This window comes from Citrifermentans bremense (assembly GCF_014218275.1).
Classification (GTDB): domain Bacteria; phylum Desulfobacterota; class Desulfuromonadia; order Geobacterales; family Geobacteraceae; genus Geomonas; species Geomonas pelophila.
In genome coordinates this window covers 2,100,405-2,117,033 of sequence record NZ_AP023213.1, presented here as the reverse complement: position 1 = coordinate 2,117,033, position 16,629 = coordinate 2,100,405, and the positions used below count along the sequence as shown (strand labels likewise).

Below are 16,629 nucleotides of genomic sequence, written 5' to 3'. Positions count from 1 at the left end.
CCTATCGTCACCTCAATTTGGCGAACCTCGGATCCAGTGAACGGACCAGGTCGTCATAGGCAACCAGCGATTTTATCTGCGGCGCGGCCTTCTTCACGGTCGCGTCAAAAAGGATGAACTTCGCGTTGAAAGCCTGCGCCTTGTTCCGCAGCGCGGTGGTGCTCTCCGAGAGGAAACTCTTCTCAGCCTTGTCGTCGGATTTCAGCAGCGCCTTGGTCTTGGCCCAGTATTCGTCGGTGGAGCCGACGTAGTGGTTGAGGCTCTCCAGAAAGGAAAGGGACGAGGTGGTCAGCTGCGAGGTGGTCACCAGGCGGTCCTGGACCTCCAGCATCCCCTTCAAAAGGTCCTGGTCGGCGAAGCGGACCAGGTCGGAGACTTCCTGGGCGTGGTTGGGGCGCGCGGGGTCGAGGGTGTCGACCCGAGCGACGAACTGCTGCGAAGTGGCGAGGTACTTGTTGAGTGAAACCGAAGAGGCGCCAAGAGAAACGGCGGCATCGGAAACGAACTTGGTGAACATCGAGGCCTGTCCCGCGTAGGGGATGGGGAGCACCTTGGCAAAGCGCGCGGCGACCGAACCGGCTGCCAGGTACTTGGAGTAGCCGGCCACGTGCCCCGACATCCACTTTACGTACACCTCGAAATCGGCCAGTCCCTGCCGCTGGGCGCGTACGTCTCCGGCAATATCCTTGAGCCGCTTGCCGTTTCTCGCAGCCAGTTCGGTCGAGGTGATGCTGCAGCTTTCCAGGGTCTTCAGCCTTTCCTGCAAGAGCGCGTTCTCTTTGGTGAGCGATGCGATGACCTGCTCCGGCGGGACGGCAGCCTCAGGTCCAGCGACGACAGGTGCTACCGCAGCGGGAGCAGCATCTTGAGCATAAGAAGATGGGGATGCGAAGGTTAAGGCTAGAAGGGACAAAGCGACGACGGTTTTGACTTGCAAAGACGCTCTCCGACTACGTTAATGGACGCAAACAGCCCAAAGATACAACAAACGCGGCCGGCAAACAAGCAAAAGGCATCGCACGCGGATTACGCGGATAAAACGGATAACTACGGATCAATCCGCCTTTATCCGCGTCATCCGTTAAATCCGCGTGCGATGCCTTTGATCCTGCTACTGCTCCTTGTAGGTGATCCTGTAGCTGAAGCTCTTGGGATCGTAGAAGTCGAGGGCTGTACCCCCCACCTCGGCATAGGGGTAGCCGAAGGTATTGAGCGGAGCGCCTGCCTGCGGCGGGTTCAGGACGACGTCGCGGCCGGTTGCGACCTGGAAGCGGTACGGGTCGATCCCGCCCCAGAAGTACTCCCGGTACTCGCGGGTCTTGGCATCCTTCAGCTCCAGCTTCTCGACCAGCATCGCCTTTCTCACGTCGGCCGGGTCAACCGGCACCCAGCCGGTACCGGGGAGGTAGAATTCCACCCAGCAGTGCTGCCAGGTGGTTATGTCCTCAGTCGCTTTCTTGCCGAGTCTCACCCCGAAGATCTCGCGGGCAGGGACGCCGGCAGCGCGCGCCAGCGCCACGTAGACCGAAGAGATGTCCGTGCACTTGCCGCCGGGTTTTTTAAGGAGTTCGCAAACGTTCCCCTTGCCGCAGCCTACGGTAGCGGGGTCGCGGTACATGTTCTCGCAGGTCCAGTCGTAGATCGCCTTCGCCTTCTCCAAGACGGTGCGCTTTCCCTTGGTGATGGAGTCGGCTAGTTTCTTCACCTCGCCGTCGACCGGCCCAAGGGAGGTCGGCTGCAGGTAGGGGGCGAATTCCTCCCTGCTCCAGGGGGTCTCCTTGGCGGAAAGGTCGCGCACCTGCACCTCCTCGCGCTCAACGGCAAAGGAGTAGGTCAGCTTCCGGCTCGCCGCGTCCTTGCCCCACTGGGCGAAGAGGATCGGGGTGCCGTTGGCCTTGTCGGTGTAGACCGCCGAAGCGGCGAAATCGCCGGTCACCTTGACGTCGGTGACAGACTGGTGCTTTCCGGAGACCGCGTACGGTATCCAGAGCTTCGTTTCCTTCCCCGCCTGCTGTTTGGAAAGGTCCACCTCCACCGTGACGACGCCGCTGCGGCTTTTGGCCCAGGCAGCCGGTGTGATGCTAAGTGAGAGGGCAACTACGGACAGCAACAACCTTTTCATTTCATCTCCTTTGATTCGACAGCTGGTTTAAACGTCAGCCACGGAGGAAACCTGAGAACTATCTCAGATCTTCTCCGTGGCCGGTTGTTTTGTCTTACAGAGTTTTACAAATGCGCTTTGACTACCTTTACAACTGCGATTTGACTACCGGTAAGCCAGCCTCTTTCCAGTCGGCCAGGGTGCTCTGGTAGATGGTCGGGTAGGCAAGCTTCATCAGTTTCCGGTAGGCGGTGTAGCTCCTGCCGCCGCTGTTGCAGTAGACGACGATCGCCTTCTCCTTGGGAAGGACGCCCGATTTGGTGGCGAAGGTCTCCGCGGGTATGTTGATGGCCCCGGCTATGTGCCCTTCGGCGAATTCGAACTCGTCACGGACGTCGACCACGACATAGGCGTCCTTTTTCTCCTGCAGGGCCTTTGCCAGTTCCCGCGCGGACAGTTTGGTCGTCTCCACCTTCTTAGAGTACTTGGGGCCGGCTGCGATGGGCATCCCCTTTTCCTCCCACACGGGGAAACCGTCGTTGTAGACGAAGATGTTGGTGTAACCGGCCTCCTTGGCCTTGGCGGCGACCTTCTTGCTCTTGCCGCACTTGACGCCGTTGCAGTAAAAGACCAGTTTCGCGCCTTTGTCAGCGGGAAGCAGCGCCGCCGATTTGGCGAAATCCTTGTCGGTGATGTGGATGGCGCCCCCAATGTGAGCTTCGTCGTACTCGTCCGCTGTCCGTGCATCGACAAGCGTGAACTTCACCTTCTCGTCGATCATGTCCTTGAGCGCTTCTGTCGATATGATCTGGAATTGCGGCTCTGATGCGAGTGCCGGCAGAGCTGCAGCGAGCACCAGGGCGATGGCGAGGACGGCGAAAGCATTAGCCTTCAGGAAACGACAAAAGCTCTTCATGTGACCTCCGATTGAGTTTTGGATTTACGGCAATGCATTTTCCGGCATCTTGCGGCGCCTCCCAATCATCTCCAGGAACGCCTCTATTCTTACCTTTAGCTGCTCGGTGTCGGACTCTGAGTAATCGGTCTCAATCTGCAGGAAAGGGATCTGGTCCTCGCGTTGCAGGTGCGTTTTCACCTGGTACGACTCGACGTTGTAGGTGTGGCACCCCTGCCAGGTGAGATCGATTACGCCGTCCACCTGGAACTCGCGCACCAGAGTATCCAGAAGTTGCAGCCGCCCCTGGTTGGGCGACATGCACGAGCAGGGGATCCTCAGGTATTTCTCGGCAATGGCGCGCAAGGGGTCTCCCGTCACCTCGACCGGGTCCACCTTCTTGTACCCGCCGCAGCTCTCGAAGCAGACCACGCAGCCGCCGGATTCTTCGACCAGCCGCACCACCTTGTCCGAACCAAGCCCCACCGGGACCCCGGTCAGAAGGACCCTGGGCGTCCTTTCGTGGAAAGGGGAAACACCGCTCTCTGCCCTTTCCACCAGCTCTGCAGTCAGGCGGTCCAGCAGTTCGATCGCCTGCCGCTTGTCGATGCAGAAACCGCGATTGTGCAGGACGGCAAGGAGGTCACTTCCGCTGATGGGGGCCGGCCTTAGCTTGCAGACGTCCTGCAGCGCCTTTAGCGAGCGGCGCTCCTCGTTCACCAGGTTAATGGCTGAAGTTAGGCCCTCGGCGGTTATCTCGACGCCGAACTCCTCTTGCAGGCGGGCTACCAGCCGCTTCAGCTCGACCATCCAGTAATCCAGCGCCGCCTCGTCCTGGATCTGCGGCAGCTGCATCAGGTGCAGCGGCTTCAACTCTCCGAGAAGCTCGTACATCTTCTTCTTCCCGTCGCAGGTAGTCTCCGCCAGCAGCAGGTCCGAGAAGTGGAAGAACGGGCAGGTATCGGTGAGGGCGAAGCCGTAGCTGGATTTGATCAACGGACAAAGCGAGCGCGGCAGAACCTTTTCCGCAGCGGCGATAGGGTTCTGGCTGGTGCCGCACAACGAGACGGGAACAGCCCCTGCGGCGACGATGAGCTCGGTAGGCGAGTAGAGGCAGTAGGTCCCCACCACCTTGACGCCGGATTCCTTCGCCTCCTTCAGGGCAAGCGCGTTTCTCTCGCGCAGGGTAGCGATCTCTTCATATGCGGCAGCCTTACCGGCCGCTGCCGTTTCACCCGCTAGCATGCTGCGTCTCCTTCAAACCCGATGAGTGCAGCTCCCAGCGCGCCGACAAACTGTGGCGCTGCAGGGACGCGCATCTCGACACCGAGACCGGCGCCGATGACCCGGCAGATCTGCGGGTTGAGGGCCACGCCTCCGCTGAAAGTCACTGTGCTGGAAATGCGGACCTTGCCGGCCAGCCCCTGCATGCGCCGGGAAATAGCCTCGAAGATGCCGGCGGCGATGCTTCCCTTGGCAACCCCTTGGGCCAGGAGCCCGACTATCTCCGATTCGGCGAAAACTGTGCACATGCTGGAGATCGGGGCGGGCTCAGCGCCGACCGCCAGCAGACCCATTTCCTCAAGCGTCACTTCAAGCACACCCGCCATAACCTGCAAAAAACGGCCGGTTCCAGCTGCGCACTTGTCGTTCATGACGAAGTCGACCACCCCGCCATGCGCGTCGAGAGAAATGACCTTGCAGTCCTGCCCGCCTATGTCGAGGAGAGTGCCGGTATCGGGGAAAAGATGGTAGGCGCCCCGCGCATGGCAGGTAATTTCGGTTACCTTCCTGTCGAAAATCGGAAGCGAGACGCGCCCGTAGCCGGTGCCGACGATGCAATTAAGCGCGCTTTCAGGGACACCGGCGCAGTCGAGGGCTTGCCGCAAGGCGGAAAGTCCGGCGCCCTTCGGGTCCCATCCGGTGGGGACGACAGAGACGCCCCTCACTTCGCCGTCGAAAAGAACGGCCTTGGTACCGGTTGAACCTATGTCAATGCCTGCTGCGAGCATGTCCGCCTCTTCGCTGCTTCTACCGAAGCAAGTTAAATAGTTTGCCAAAAGCCTGTAATGAATAATCGATTGACCCTCAGGAGTCAAATTGATAAATTCGATAAAACGAATACCTGGGATCGCATTTTCTAATGGAGGGAAGGATGAACCTGAAACAGCTGGAGGTATTCATCAAGGTTGCCGAGAGCGGCAGCTTCTCCAAGGGGGCCGAGGCGGCCTTCATCACCCAATCCACCGTCAGCCAGCACATCTCAGCACTGGAAAGCGAATTCGGCCTGAAACTACTCGACCGCACCGGCAAGGGGGCCTTGCCCACCGAGGGAGGGAAGATCCTCCTGGAGCGGGCGCGCAAGCTGGTTGAGTACGCGAGGGAGATTCCGGTGGCGCTCGCGCGCTTCAAGGGGATCGAGGAGGCCGAACTGACCATCGCGGGGAGCAGCATCCCCGGCGAATACATGATTCCCGCGGCGCTGCCGCTTCTGATCAGCCGTTTTCCCGGCGTGACCATCGTGCTCCTGCAAGGGGACAGCCGCGACGTTTTGGGGAAGCTTCTGGCGGAAGAGATAGAGTTCGGCGTGGTCGGAGGGCGCTTCGAGGAGGAAAGCCTCGTCTTCACGCCGCTGGCCCAGGACGAACTGGTGCTGATCGCGCCGGCCGGGCACCGCTGGGCCCGGATGAGCGGGATCACCAAGGAAGAACTCCTGGCGGAGTCGTTCGTGCTGCGCGAGACTGGATCTGGCACGGGGAGAGCTGTCTCGAAGGCGCTGCGGCAAGCGGGGATCGACCCGGCGATACTCAAGGTCGCGGTACATTTGGGCAGCAACGAGGCCGTCAAGCGCGCCGTGATGGCCGGGATCGGGGTTTCCTACGTTTCGGCACTGTCGGTGCAGCGCGAACTGGAACAGGGGGCGCTGATCCAGGTGCCGGTGGCTGACGTGGAGATCAAGAGGGAGTTTTTCCTGGTTGAAAGGCGAGGAAGGGAGTTGTCTCCTGCGGCGGTCGCCTTCAAGGAGATCATGATGGAGATCTACGCCGAAGCCTCACTCAAGGGAGGAGCGTAGCTTCTTTTTGTCCGAATGGGCCTTTTTCTGGGTGAGGCGCTTCTCCTTGGCGCGGCGCGGCACCTTGGTCGCCACGCGTTTCTTCGCTTTTTGCTCCCGCCTGCGCAGCAATTCGGCCAGCCGCTCCATGGCTTTCTCGCGGTTTTCGAACTGGGAGCGGCTTTCGCTCGCCTGTGCCACAACCCCGGTCGGCAGGTGCCGGATCCTCACCGCGGAATCCGTGGTGTTGCGGTGCTGCCCCCCCGGCCCCGAGGCACGGTAAAATTCCACCTTTATGTCGACGTCCCTTATCTCCACGAGCACCTTTCCCCATTTGAGTTCCAACCGCCGGCAGTATAGCACAGCTTTTCCCGCAGCCTGCCTCAATTCTTCGGCCTCACCCCGCTTCAACGCAGTTCAAAGCCTCTGTTCCTAACCGTGCTCGAACCCGAGTCCGGCGGTTGAAGTGCGGGTGAATATTTGCTAGAGTGGCCCCCCACCCGGCTCCTTCGCATCGAAGGGAGCGGGACCAAGGATAGGAGGAGAGCATGCCGGTAATCACCATAGAACTGGGCGCAATGGAAGGCAAAGAGAAGAAGGCGGAACTCACCAGGGCCCTCACCGACGCGGCGGCGGCAGTGACGAAGATTCCCGCCGACAAATTCATCGTGTTGATACACGAACTGGAGCGGGACAACATCGGGGTCGGCGGGAAGCTTCTCTCCGACATCATGAAATAACATCCGATCTACAGGGGGGATTATGAAGAAGAGTCTAGGTAAAGGGACCCACGCCATGCCGACGCCGGTCTGGCTGGTAGGGAGCTACGACCAGGAAGGGAAAGCAAACCTCGCCACGGTCGCCTGGGGCGGGGTCTGCAGCTCGGATCCGGCCGCGGTCACGGTGTCGCTTAGAAAATCGCGCCACAGCTACGACGCCATCATGCAGCGCAAGGCCTTCACGGTCAACATCCCCTCGCAGGCCTTCGTCGCCGCAGCCGATTACGCCGGCATCGCCTCTGGGCGCAGCGCTGACAAGTTCGCCGCCGCCGGGCTCACTGCGGTGAAAAGCGACCTGGTGGACGCCCCTTACGTCGCCGAGTTCCCCCTGGTGCTCGAATGCCGCCTGCTGCAGGTGGTCGAGATCGGGGTGCATACCCAGTTCATCGGGGAGATCGTGGACGTAAAAGCCGACGAGGAGGTGCTGGACGACAAGGGGAACGTCGATCCTGCGAAGGTGCTCCCGCTGGTCTACAGCCCGACCAACCGGGCCTACTACGGCCTGGGCGCCGTCGTCGGCCAGGGGTTCGAGATCGGCAAGCAGTTCATGAAGTAACACGGACCTGAACCGGTCTCCGCTGAAGGCGCCGGGGTGATGCGGTATAATCGTTTCCGGAAATCTTCCAAGCTTCCACTCAAGGGATGAGAACATGGACGACGAGACCTTCAAGAAGGAACTGCTGAACCGGTTGGACCAGATCATCGAGCTCCTCTCTGCCACCTTGCCGGAGGCTTGCCTCGACGAGAGCGCCGAGGAGTTTTCGGAAAGCGACGGCGAGGAAGCTTCGATCGAAGCCATGCCGACGTACCTGATAAGGGACGAGATGCAGGACGACTACCGGTCTGCCGTGCAGAAATGGGAGCGGGAAAAAGCCGGAGCGTAGAGCCCTTCATGAAGGGTGAGAGCAAAAGGGGACAGACTACTTTTCTAGACGGTAGCCTGTCCCCTTTTTTGTTCGCCCCTCCCCGAAACAAAGCGCGCCTCGAACTCCAGGGTCACCTTGCGCAAAGGCTCGTCTAGAAAGCGCAGCGTTTCGCGGGCGATGGCTGCGGGCACCCCGCCGTAGTAGGCCTGGGCCACGCCGCCTGTGATGGCGGCGAGCGTGTCGGAGTCGCCGCCGAGCGAGATGGCGAGCCGGATGGCGCTCTCGAAGTCGGTGGATTCCAGGAAAGCGGTCAGGGCCTGCGGCACCGTCCCCTGGCAGGAAACGTCGAAACTGTACCCCGGGCGGATCTCGTCGCAGCTGCGCGAAAGGTCGTAGCCGAAGCGCCCGGCCACGAAGGCCGCGATCTCCCGTTTCGTCGCGCCCGTGCGCGCGAGATAGACCGCAGCGGCAGTCGCCTGCGCCCCCTTCACACCTTCGGGGTGGTCGTGGGTTACCGCGCTGTACTCCTTCGCCTTTTCCAGCACCTGTTCCAGGTCGTCGAAGGCCCAGCCGGCGGGGCTTATGCGCATGGCGGAGCCGTTGCCATAGCTATAGTAGGCGGGGGCGTCGTCGCTTTGCGCCCAGTTGAGGAAATTCCTGCCGTACCCGGCGTCCGGATAGCGGCGGCAATAACGCCTCATCACCTGTGCGTACGCCTCGCCGGTCAGGATCGCCTCGGCGAGCGCCACCGTCAGCACCGAGTCGTCGGTGAAGCGGCACTGCTCCTGGAACAGGGGAAACTCCGTGGTCTTGATGTTGTTCCATTCGTAGATGGAGCCGACTATGTCGCCGGTAAGGGTTCCCAGCATCTTTTCGCCCCCCTGGCGCTTTCGTTTCTGTTATCATGCAAAGCCATGAACTACCTGTTCCACCTCTACCTTTCCGGGGACGATCCCGGCATCCTCACCGGGAACTTCATGGGCGACTTCGTAAAGGGGCCGCTGGATGGACGCTTCCCCCCTCCCCTCGCCCGCGGCATCCAGCTGCACCGGCGCATCGACTCCTTCGCCCAGGACGACTTCCATTTCACCCGCAGCAGGCAGACCCTCTCGCCCCATTTCGGGCTCTACCGCGGCATCCTGGTCGACCTCTACTACGATCACTTCCTGGCCGCTGGCTGGGAGAGCCTGACGGCGGAGCCGCTGCCGCGCTACCTTGAGCGGGCAAGGCTCGCCGTGGAGCAAAACCGCCGCCACCTTCCCGAGCGGCTTAGGGACCTCGTTCCGGTCATCTTCGAGGAGCTGATCCCTTCGTACCTGAGCGTGGAAGGAGTGGGGAAAGCCCTCTCGCGCATGTCCCGGAGGATCACCAGGTCCAACCCGCTTTCCGGGGGCGGAGAGGAGCTTACCCGCCACTACCTCACATTGCAAGAGGATTTCCGGGGCTTCCTCCCCTCGGTTGAGGCCTACGCCGAGAGGCTCAGAACCGCGCCCCCTAGATGATCCTGGTGAACTTCTCTTTGGGATAGATCGACCTGGCGAAGAAGTCGAGGAAATCGTCGACCACCTGCTCCACCAGGGACGGTTCCAGGTTCTCGGCCGCCACCTCGTGCGCCGGCCCCTCGAACTGCATGGTCAACTTCCTGTTTTTCAGCTCCGCGCTCAGAACCCCTCCACGGAGCCCCCCGGGGGGAGGTTCCCTTTCCCAGACGACCTTCGCTTCGGGGAGGGCTTCCTTGACTCTTGCCGCGATCATGTCACCGATCTCATGCATCCGGGTTCCTCCTTCGCGCCGTTTTTTCTTCTTGCCTCCATGGAGCTTCGCGCCCCCTCAACGTGTGAAAAAACAACCGTTGATCTATTAAGCAGCACAAATACTATCCATGACACTTCCATTTGCAAGCCGACCCGAAAAGGGAGGTTTTCCGGCCGCTTCTAGAGCTGCGTTTCCACCCGGCGCATGCGGCAATGTGCCGATGGCGGGCGCAGAAGCCCCCACACCGCAAAAAAAACCGCAATCACAGGCCAGTGGCGCATTTAACGACTTGAATAGGGCGCGTTGACGAGGTAAATTAATGGGCGGCGTCATGTTGTGCTTTTAATGGAGGAAACGATCGATCCAACTCACCTGCTCATCTTTGCCTTAGACGGTCAGCGCTACGCGCTGCCGCTTGCCGCCGTGGACCGGGTAGTCCGCGCTGCGGCCCTCACTCCCCTACCCAAGGCCCCAGAAATCGTACTGGGTGTCCTGGACCTTCAGGGGGAGATAATTCCCGTCATCAACTTAAGGAAACGCTTTCGCCTGCCGGAGCGCCCCATCGGATGCGACGACCAGTTCCTCGTCGCCCGCACCGCGAAGTTCCCGGTGGCGCTCGCCGTGGACAGCACCCACGAGGTAGTGCGACTGTCCCCGGAAGCCGTGGTGAAGCCCGAAGCCATCGTCCCTGGGACCGGCCATCTCTGCGGAGTGACCCGCCATGCCGACGGGCTGGTGCTGATCCACGACCTCGATACCCTGCTCTTCCCCGATGAAGAGCTGCAGATAGCAGAGGCGCTCGCGTGAGCGCGCATGAGCGCCACGCGCTCAAGAAATTCGCCGATCTGGTCTCCAAAAAACTCGGGCTGCACTTTCCACCCGAGCGTCTCGCTGAGTTGGCCCGGAAGATGGCGCCGCTGGCCGAGGGCGCAGGTTGCCAGGATCTGGACAGCTACCTGCTCCGGCTCATGGCGCAGCCCCTCTCCAAGGAGCAGACCAAGGCGCTGGCCCTGGCGCTCACCATCGGCGAGACCTACTTCCTCAGGGATCCCAGAAGCTACAGGGCCTTCGAGCAGCAGTTGCTCCCGAAGCTTTTGGCGGCGAGGGGGGAGGAGAAAACCATCAGGATCTGGAGCGCCGGCTGCTCCTCCGGGGAGGAGCCCTACTCCATCGCCATCATCCTGACCCGCGCCCTTGCCGACCTGGCCGACTGGAAGGTGACCCTGCTCGGGACCGACATCAACCCGCAGGCGCTCAAGCGGGCCCGTAGCGGAATCTACAGCAAATGGTCCTTTAGAAACGCCCCCGATTGGCTCATGGGGTACTTCACCCCGCTTGCGGACGGCAACTTCCGGATCGCACGGCATATACGCGACATGGTGCGCTTCGAGCACCTGAACCTCGTGGACGCGGGCGAGGAGACCTGGTCCCTGGCCCAGGGGATGGACTTCATCTTCTGCCGCAACGTGATGCTGTACTTTCAGGACCAGCAGATCCGGGAGACGGTCGCGAGGCTGCACGCGGCGCTAAACGACGACGGCTGGCTCTTTCTCGGGCCGACGGAGGTGGACCACCAGTCGCTGGAAGGGTTCACCTGCCTGCACTGCGACGGGGCCCTGGTGCTGCATAAAAGGAAGCCGTTGCGACCGGCGGAATTTGCCGCGCCACCCGCCATCCCGGCACCGGCGCAACCTGCTCCTGCATCCGGGGCTTTCGTGCCCCCCTCCCCGCTTTACCCCGAGGAGGAACCGGAAAGAGAGACCGCCACAGCCGAAGCCGGGGAAGCGGCCGAAGCAAAGACACCGCTTCATCGGGCGCGGGCGCTTTACCGTGCCGGCCGCTACCGGGAAGCGGCGCAGACGGCGATGCTAGCCCCGGCGGGTGCGGAACAGGGGGAAGCGCTGGCGCTTGCGGCGCGCGCCTTCGCGGACATCGGGCTTTTCGGGCCGGCGCGCGAATGCTGTGAAGCAGCCCTCGCGCTGGACCGGCTGAACGCCCCCAACCATTACCTTTTGTCCATCATCCTGGAGCAGCTTGGGGATGCGGAGGGGGCGGCGGGAGCGCTGAGAAAGGCGCTTTACATCGACCACGACTTTCTGCTCGCCTGGTTTGCCCTGGGAAACCTATGCCGGCAGCGCGGCGAACAGAAAGAGGCCGAGCAGAGCTTCGCCAACGCGCTGCGCCTTTTGCAGCAGCGCGACCCCCACGAGGTGCTCCCTGAAGCCGAGGGGATGACCGCGGGGAGGCTGATGCAGCTGATCAGGGACATCGCCTGGCCGCCTGCCGGGGCGCAACCGGGCCAAAGAGTCTAGATGAGTTAAGGAGAAACAGCCATGGCAGCCTGCAAGATAGACTGGAAGGACCTGGTCCGGCGCCAGGAGGCGGCCTTTTCCGCAGCGAGCGCCGGCGCCATCGCCCCGGAAAAGGAGCAGGCGATCCTCCTTGAGCGCGCACGCCTTCTGGCGCAGAGAAGGGAAGCGGACCGGGACGCGGGCGAAACCCTCGACCTCCTTGTCTTCGTCCTTTCCGGCGAATGCTACGCGGTAGAGACCTCTTTCGTCCTGGAGACGCTGCCGCTTGGCGACTTCACCCCGCTTTTTTGCACCCCCCCGTTCGTGCTGGGGGTCATCAACCTGCGCGGCCGCATCGTTTCCATCGTCGACCTGCGGCGCTTCTTCGACCTCCCCGCCATCGGCCTCTCCGACCTGAACCGGGTCATAGTGGTCAGTAACGGCAGCATGGAGTTCGGAATCCTCGCGGACGGCATCGTGGGGATGCGGCAGCTCGCAAAGGGGTCGCTCAAGCCGACGCCGGAGACCTTCACCGGGATCCGGGAGGAGTTCGTGGCGGGGATCTCGCCGGAGCGGCTCGCCCTGCTGGACCTGGGAAAGATCATGTCCGATCCGCGGCTGCTGGTGCACGAGGAGGTGGCTTAGGTGAACTTGAATTCGGTAAAGAAATCATCCAACGGGGGTTCCATGCTGAACAATCTCAACATACGCTCCAGGCTCATCGCAGGCTTTGGCGCCATCGTACTGTTCCTGGTCCTGATCGGGGCGCTCTCCCTGAAAAACCTGAAGGCCCAGGGGGACCTGATGACCGAGTTCCACGAGCACCCCTTCACCGTGACCAACGCCATCCAGTCGGTCGACGCCCACGTGGTCAGGATACACAGGTCCATGAAGGACGTGGTGCTCTACGCCAAGAACCCGGAGGACCTGGAAGCCTCTCTTGCCGACATCGATACAAGCGAACGGATCGTCTACCGGGACCTGGCCCTGGTCAGGGAGCGATTTCTGGGGGACAAGGGGAAGATCGACCAGATCAGGGATTCGATGGACAGGTGGAAGCAGGTGCGCGCCCGGACCATCGAACTCGTGCGCCAGGGGAAGGTCCCCGAGGCGGTCGCCTTCCACAAGAACTACGCCAGGCGCCTGGTCACCGGGATCGACAGCCAGGTAAACGAGGTGCTGAAGTTCGCCTCCAACAAGGCGGAAGAATTCGTCCTCCGGTCGCAGAATAACCAGCGCATCACCTTCGCCGTCACAGCACTCCTGGTGCTTCTGGCCGCGGGGCTCGCCGCCTGGACCGCGATCGCCATCACCTCCTCCATCACCGGTCCTTTGGACCAGGCGGTTAACGCCGCGGAAAGGCTCTCCCAGGGGGACGTGTCGGTGGAGATCCACGGCGGCTCGCAGGACGAGCTGGGACGGTTGCTGTGCGCCATGGAAAAGATGGTGCAGTCGCTGCGCCGCATGGGGGAGACGGCGAACCAGATAGCCCTGGGGGACCTCGACACCGAGGTGGTCCCCGCCTCCGAGCGGGACGTATTCGGCTTGGCCATGTCCAACATGGTGGCCTCGCTCAAAAGCCTTGCTGCCAGCGCCGACCGCATCGCCGCGGGCGATCTCACCATCGACGTGGTCCCCGCCTCCCCGAAGGACCGCCTCGGCCACTCCTTCAGCCAGATGACCAGGAACCTGAGGGAGTTGAGCTTGGAGATCCGGGAGGTGGTGAACGTCCTCGCCGGGTCGGCGGCTGAAATCATGACCACGGTGAGCCAGCTCGCCTCAAGCTCCGCCCAGACCGCAACCTCCATCTCCGAGACCAACGCCACGGTACAGGAGATCCGCCAGACCACCGACCTCACCTCGCAGAAGTCGAGGCAGGTCTACGAGAGCGCCAGCCGCGCGGTGCAGGTCGCCAAGGAGGGGCGCGAATCGGTTTCCAGCGCCATCGACGGGATGCAGGGGATCGACGAGCGCATGGGTTTCATCGCCGAGCGGATCGTGAACCTGAGCGAGCAGAGCCAGGCGATCGGAGAGATCATCGCCACCGTGGCCGACCTCGCCGAACAGTCGAACCTTTTGGCGGTGAACGCAGCCATCGAGGCCGCCAAGGCCGGCGAGCACGGCAAGGGATTCGCCGTCGTGGCCCAGGAGGTGAAGAACCTGGCCACCCAGTCGAAGCAGGCGACAAGCCAGGTGCGCAACATCATCGGGCAGATTCAGAAAGCGACCACGGCCGCGGTCCTTGCCACCGAACAGGGGAGCAAGGCCGTCGAGGCGGGGGTCAAGCAGTCCAGCGAGGCGGGGGAGTCGATCCGCACGCTCGCCTTGAGCATCGAGGAGTCCTCCAACGCCACGCTGCAGATCGTCACCTCGACCCAGGAGCAGGCGATCGGCATGGACCAGATCGCCATCGCCATACACAGCATCAACCAGGCGAGCGACCAGAACGTCGAGGGTTCGCGCCAGATCGAGGCGGCGGCCAGAAACCTCTACGAGCTGAACCAGAAGCTCCAGACGCTGGTGAGCGGGTACAAGGTCGCATGATCGCACTTTACCCGCAAAGCCCCCGCGCGAGCACCGCGGCCACCCCCGCAAGCAAAAGGGGGCTGCATGGGTGACACCGAAGCCCTGATGAGGGAGCTCCTCGACACCTTCGAACTGGAGGCGCAGGAGCACGTGGGCGCGCTCGCCACGCTCCTCGTCGCGCTCGAGCGCGAAAACGAGGAAGGCGAGCAGGCGCGCCTGGTCGAGACCGTATTGAGGCGCGTGCACACGCTCAAGGGTGCGGCGCACGCGGTGAACCTGGTCGCCGTGGCCCAGGGGTGCCAGGAACTGGAGACCCTCCTGGCATCTTTGAAGCGAGGCGAGCTTGCGCTCGACCTCGACCTCTTCGACAGGCTGCACCGCGACATCGACGCCGTGGCCTCAGGGATCGCGCACGCACGGGCGAGCCTGTCTCCCCCTCCGCCCCCCGCCGCGGCCCCGTCCTCGGAAGCGGCGCCTGGGGAGCAAGCCCTGCGAGGAGACAGCCTCTCGGGCGCTGGGCCCGGCAGAACCTCCACCGAGGCGTTTGCCGCTGCCGGGGAGCCATCGGAGCTTCACGCTGCGGCTGCCCCTGCACCCCGCCCTGCCCCGCGCGGCGCGGCCGAGGAAACGGTGAAGGTCTCGGCGCGCCTTTTGGAGTCGCTTTTGCTGCAGTCAGAGGAGCTCGTTTCGGCGAAGCTCTCCGCAGCGGCGCTGCACGAGGAAATAGCGGCGCTGGCCGCCGAAGTTTCGGAGCGCGCCGCCGAGCGTTCGCGGGCTCTGGAAATGGCCAGGAAGTCGCTCAAGCAAGGGTCCTCGCCGCAGGAGAAGGCGCTAGCCCAGCAGCTCGAACAGGGTTGCCAAAACGAGAAGGTGCTGGAGGCAACGCTGCGTCGCCTGGAGAAGGGGGCCGAGAAGAACCTCTGGGCGCTGCGCAGCATGATAGACCCGCTGCTGGACGAGGTGAAGAAACTGCACCTGCTCCCCTTCTCCTCCCTTGCCGACCCCTTCTCCAAGATGGTGCGCGACCTGGCCCGGCAACTGGGCAAGGAAGCGGAGCTTCACTGCGAGGGGAGCGAGCTGGAGCTGGACCGCCGCATCCTGGCTGAGCTGAAGGAACCGCTTTTGCACCTGGTGCGCAACATGCTCGACCACGGCATAGAGGCCCCAGCCGAGCGCCGGCGCTCAGGGAAGCCGGAGAAAGGGAAGCTGCGCCTGGAGATGAAGCTCAAAGACGGCAACCGCGCCGAGCTCTCGGTGAGCGACGACGGCTGCGGCATCGACCTCGAACAGGTGCGGGAAGCGGCCCTAAGGCAGGAGCTCGCCCCCAGGGAAACCCTGGAGCGGACGGCCGGCCAGGAGCTGCTCCAGTTCATCTTCGAATCCGGGGTCTCCACCAGCAGGACCGTCAGCAGCATCTCCGGGCGCGGGGTGGGGCTCGCCATAGTGCGCGAGGCGCTGGAAAGACTGGGTGGACACGTGGCGGTCGAGAGCGCGCCGGGGGCGGGAACCCGCTTCCGCCTCTACTTCCCCCTTTCCTTCGCCATGATGCGGGCCCTCCAGGTGCAGGTCGCCGGGCGGGACTGCTTCCTGCCGGCAGCGGGCATCGAGAAAAGCGGGAGGGTGGCGCCGGAGCAGGTAAAGAGGGTGGAAAACCGCGACACGGTGCTGGTGGAAGGAGAGGTGCTGGCGCTCGTCCCGCTTGCGCGCCTTTTGGGGGTCCCGGCGCCGGCCGCCCCGGAGCGCATGCTGAGCTATGTGCTGCTGCACGCAGGCGAGAAGCGGATCGCCTGCGCCGTGGACCAGGTGGTCGGGGTGCAGGAGATCCTGGTCAAGCCTTTGGGAAGCCAGCTGTCGCGGGTGAGAAACGTGGCGGGGGGAACCATGTCCGGCGACGGGAAGGTGGTCCCGGTCCTGAGCATCGCCGACCTGTTCCGCTCGGCCTTCGCGGACCAGGCGCCGCTCCAGGCTCCAGAGGAGGCCGCTTCCCAGGTGCAGGCGGCGCGGCTTTCTGTGCTGGTTGCGGAAGACTCCATCACTTCGCGCACGCTCTTGAAGAACATCCTGGAGGCTTCCGGATACCGGGTGCGCACCGCCATCGACGGCCTCGACGCTCTGACCCAGCTGAAGACCGAGCCGTTCGACGTCGTGGTTTCCGACGTGGAGATGCCGCGCATGGACGGCTTCCAGCTCACAGCCGCCATCAGGGCCGACGGCCGCTTCACCGCGCTGCCGGTGATCCTCGTCACCGGGCTTGAGTCCCGCGCCGACCGCGAGCGCGGCATCGACGTCGGCGCCAGCGCCTACCTGGTGAAAAGCAGCTTCGACCAAAGCGGCCTCATCGACGTGATAAGAAAACTGACCTGA

General features: G+C 62.9%; 18 protein-coding genes. 10 read left to right on the top strand and 8 right to left on the bottom strand.

The features are described from left to right. Window positions 1-7 precede the first annotated feature (7 nt). The 5 genes from GEOBRER4_RS09455 to GEOBRER4_RS09435 all read right to left on the bottom strand — a co-directional run bounded on the left by GEOBRER4_RS09455 (window position 8) and on the right by GEOBRER4_RS09435 (window position 5,008). Window positions 8-937 (bottom strand): hypothetical protein, encoded by a 930-nt coding sequence (locus GEOBRER4_RS09455; protein ID WP_185245185.1) that lies wholly within the window; start codon window positions 935-937, stop codon window positions 8-10. Window positions 938-1,111: 174 nt separating this feature from the next. Next, window positions 1,112-2,122 (bottom strand): transglutaminase-like domain-containing protein, encoded by a 1,011-nt coding sequence (locus GEOBRER4_RS09450; RefSeq protein WP_185245184.1) that lies wholly within the window; start codon window positions 2,120-2,122, stop codon window positions 1,112-1,114. Window positions 2,123-2,249: 127 nt separating this feature from the next. Then, window positions 2,250-3,017, bottom strand: a complete 768-nt coding sequence (locus GEOBRER4_RS09445; protein ID WP_185245183.1) for a rhodanese-like domain-containing protein — start codon at window positions 3,015-3,017, stop codon at window positions 2,250-2,252. A 24-nt stretch (window positions 3,018-3,041) separates the two neighbouring features. Continuing rightward, window positions 3,042-4,241, bottom strand: a complete 1,200-nt coding sequence (locus GEOBRER4_RS09440) for a double-cubane-cluster-containing anaerobic reductase (RefSeq protein WP_185245182.1) — start codon at window positions 4,239-4,241, stop codon at window positions 3,042-3,044. Further along, on the bottom strand, window positions 4,235-5,008 hold the full coding sequence (locus GEOBRER4_RS09435) for an acyl-CoA dehydratase activase (protein ID WP_185245181.1): 774 nt from the start codon (window positions 5,006-5,008) through the stop codon (window positions 4,235-4,237). The genes GEOBRER4_RS09440 and GEOBRER4_RS09435 overlap by 7 nt, the downstream gene beginning before the upstream one ends. Window positions 5,009-5,151: 143 nt before the next feature. Here GEOBRER4_RS09435 and GEOBRER4_RS09430 point away from each other — a divergent pair, with 143 nt between their 5' ends. Continuing rightward, window positions 5,152-6,069 (top strand): selenium metabolism-associated LysR family transcriptional regulator, encoded by a 918-nt coding sequence (locus tag GEOBRER4_RS09430; protein WP_185245180.1) that lies wholly within the window; start codon window positions 5,152-5,154, stop codon window positions 6,067-6,069. On the opposite strand, the gene GEOBRER4_RS09425 is transcribed toward GEOBRER4_RS09430, so the two are convergent. Continuing rightward, the gene (locus tag GEOBRER4_RS09425; protein ID WP_226377930.1) at window positions 6,049-6,372 is read right to left on the bottom strand and encodes a peptide chain release factor family protein; all 324 of its coding nucleotides are present in this window, start codon (window positions 6,370-6,372) and stop codon (window positions 6,049-6,051) included. The two genes, GEOBRER4_RS09430 and GEOBRER4_RS09425, sit on opposite strands and share 21 nt — an antisense overlap. 224 nt (window positions 6,373-6,596) lie before the next feature. Between GEOBRER4_RS09425 and dmpI the strand changes: the two genes are divergently transcribed. From dmpI to GEOBRER4_RS09410, 3 genes are all read left to right on the top strand, one after another. Further along, window positions 6,597-6,788, top strand: a complete 192-nt coding sequence (dmpI, locus tag GEOBRER4_RS09420) for a 4-oxalocrotonate tautomerase DmpI (protein WP_085812829.1) — start codon at window positions 6,597-6,599, stop codon at window positions 6,786-6,788. Between the two features lie 22 nt (window positions 6,789-6,810). After that, complete coding sequence (locus GEOBRER4_RS09415; RefSeq protein WP_185245179.1) at window positions 6,811-7,383, top strand: flavin reductase family protein; 573 nt, start codon at window positions 6,811-6,813, stop codon at window positions 7,381-7,383. Window positions 7,384-7,477: 94 nt separating this feature from the next. Then, window positions 7,478-7,711, top strand: coding sequence for a hypothetical protein (locus GEOBRER4_RS09410; protein WP_085812831.1), 234 nt, complete (start codon window positions 7,478-7,480; stop codon window positions 7,709-7,711). 44 nt (window positions 7,712-7,755) lie between these two features. Here the strand turns inward: GEOBRER4_RS09410 and GEOBRER4_RS09405 are convergent, their stop codons facing one another. Continuing rightward, complete coding sequence (locus GEOBRER4_RS09405) at window positions 7,756-8,562, bottom strand: ADP-ribosylglycohydrolase family protein (RefSeq protein ID WP_185245178.1); 807 nt, start codon at window positions 8,560-8,562, stop codon at window positions 7,756-7,758. A gap of 45 nt (window positions 8,563-8,607) precedes the next feature. Between GEOBRER4_RS09405 and GEOBRER4_RS09400 the strand changes: the two genes are divergently transcribed. Further along, window positions 8,608-9,195, top strand: coding sequence for an acyl carrier protein phosphodiesterase (locus GEOBRER4_RS09400; RefSeq protein ID WP_185245177.1), 588 nt, complete (start codon window positions 8,608-8,610; stop codon window positions 9,193-9,195). Here the strand turns inward: GEOBRER4_RS09400 and GEOBRER4_RS09395 are convergent. Further along, entirely contained in the window at window positions 9,188-9,466 is a 279-nt protein-coding gene (locus GEOBRER4_RS09395; protein WP_085812834.1) for a hypothetical protein, read from the bottom strand. The two genes, GEOBRER4_RS09400 and GEOBRER4_RS09395, sit on opposite strands and share 8 nt — an antisense overlap. Before the next feature lie 327 nt (window positions 9,467-9,793). Here GEOBRER4_RS09395 and GEOBRER4_RS09390 point away from each other — a divergent pair, with 327 nt between their 5' ends. From GEOBRER4_RS09390 to GEOBRER4_RS09370, 5 genes are all read left to right on the top strand, one after another. Beyond that, entirely contained in the window at window positions 9,794-10,255 is a 462-nt protein-coding gene (locus GEOBRER4_RS09390; RefSeq protein WP_185245176.1) for a chemotaxis protein CheW, read from the top strand. Then, window positions 10,252-11,760: a CheR family methyltransferase gene (locus tag GEOBRER4_RS09385; RefSeq protein ID WP_185245175.1), complete on the top strand. Its 1,509-nt coding sequence runs from the start codon at window positions 10,252-10,254 to the stop codon at window positions 11,758-11,760. The genes GEOBRER4_RS09390 and GEOBRER4_RS09385 overlap by 4 nt, the downstream gene beginning before the upstream one ends. Window positions 11,761-11,781: 21 nt before the next feature. Then, window positions 11,782-12,384 carry a chemotaxis protein CheW gene (locus tag GEOBRER4_RS09380; RefSeq protein WP_185245174.1) on the top strand — a complete coding sequence of 201 codons (603 nt, stop codon included), beginning with the start codon at window positions 11,782-11,784 and terminating at the stop codon, window positions 12,382-12,384. Between the two features lie 42 nt (window positions 12,385-12,426). After that, on the top strand, window positions 12,427-14,283 hold the full coding sequence (locus GEOBRER4_RS09375; RefSeq protein ID WP_185245173.1) for a methyl-accepting chemotaxis protein: 1,857 nt from the start codon (window positions 12,427-12,429) through the stop codon (window positions 14,281-14,283). 66 nt (window positions 14,284-14,349) lie between these two features. Next, a complete protein-coding gene (locus GEOBRER4_RS09370; protein WP_185245172.1) occupies window positions 14,350-16,629 on the top strand; it encodes a hybrid sensor histidine kinase/response regulator in 2,280 nt (759 codons plus the stop codon).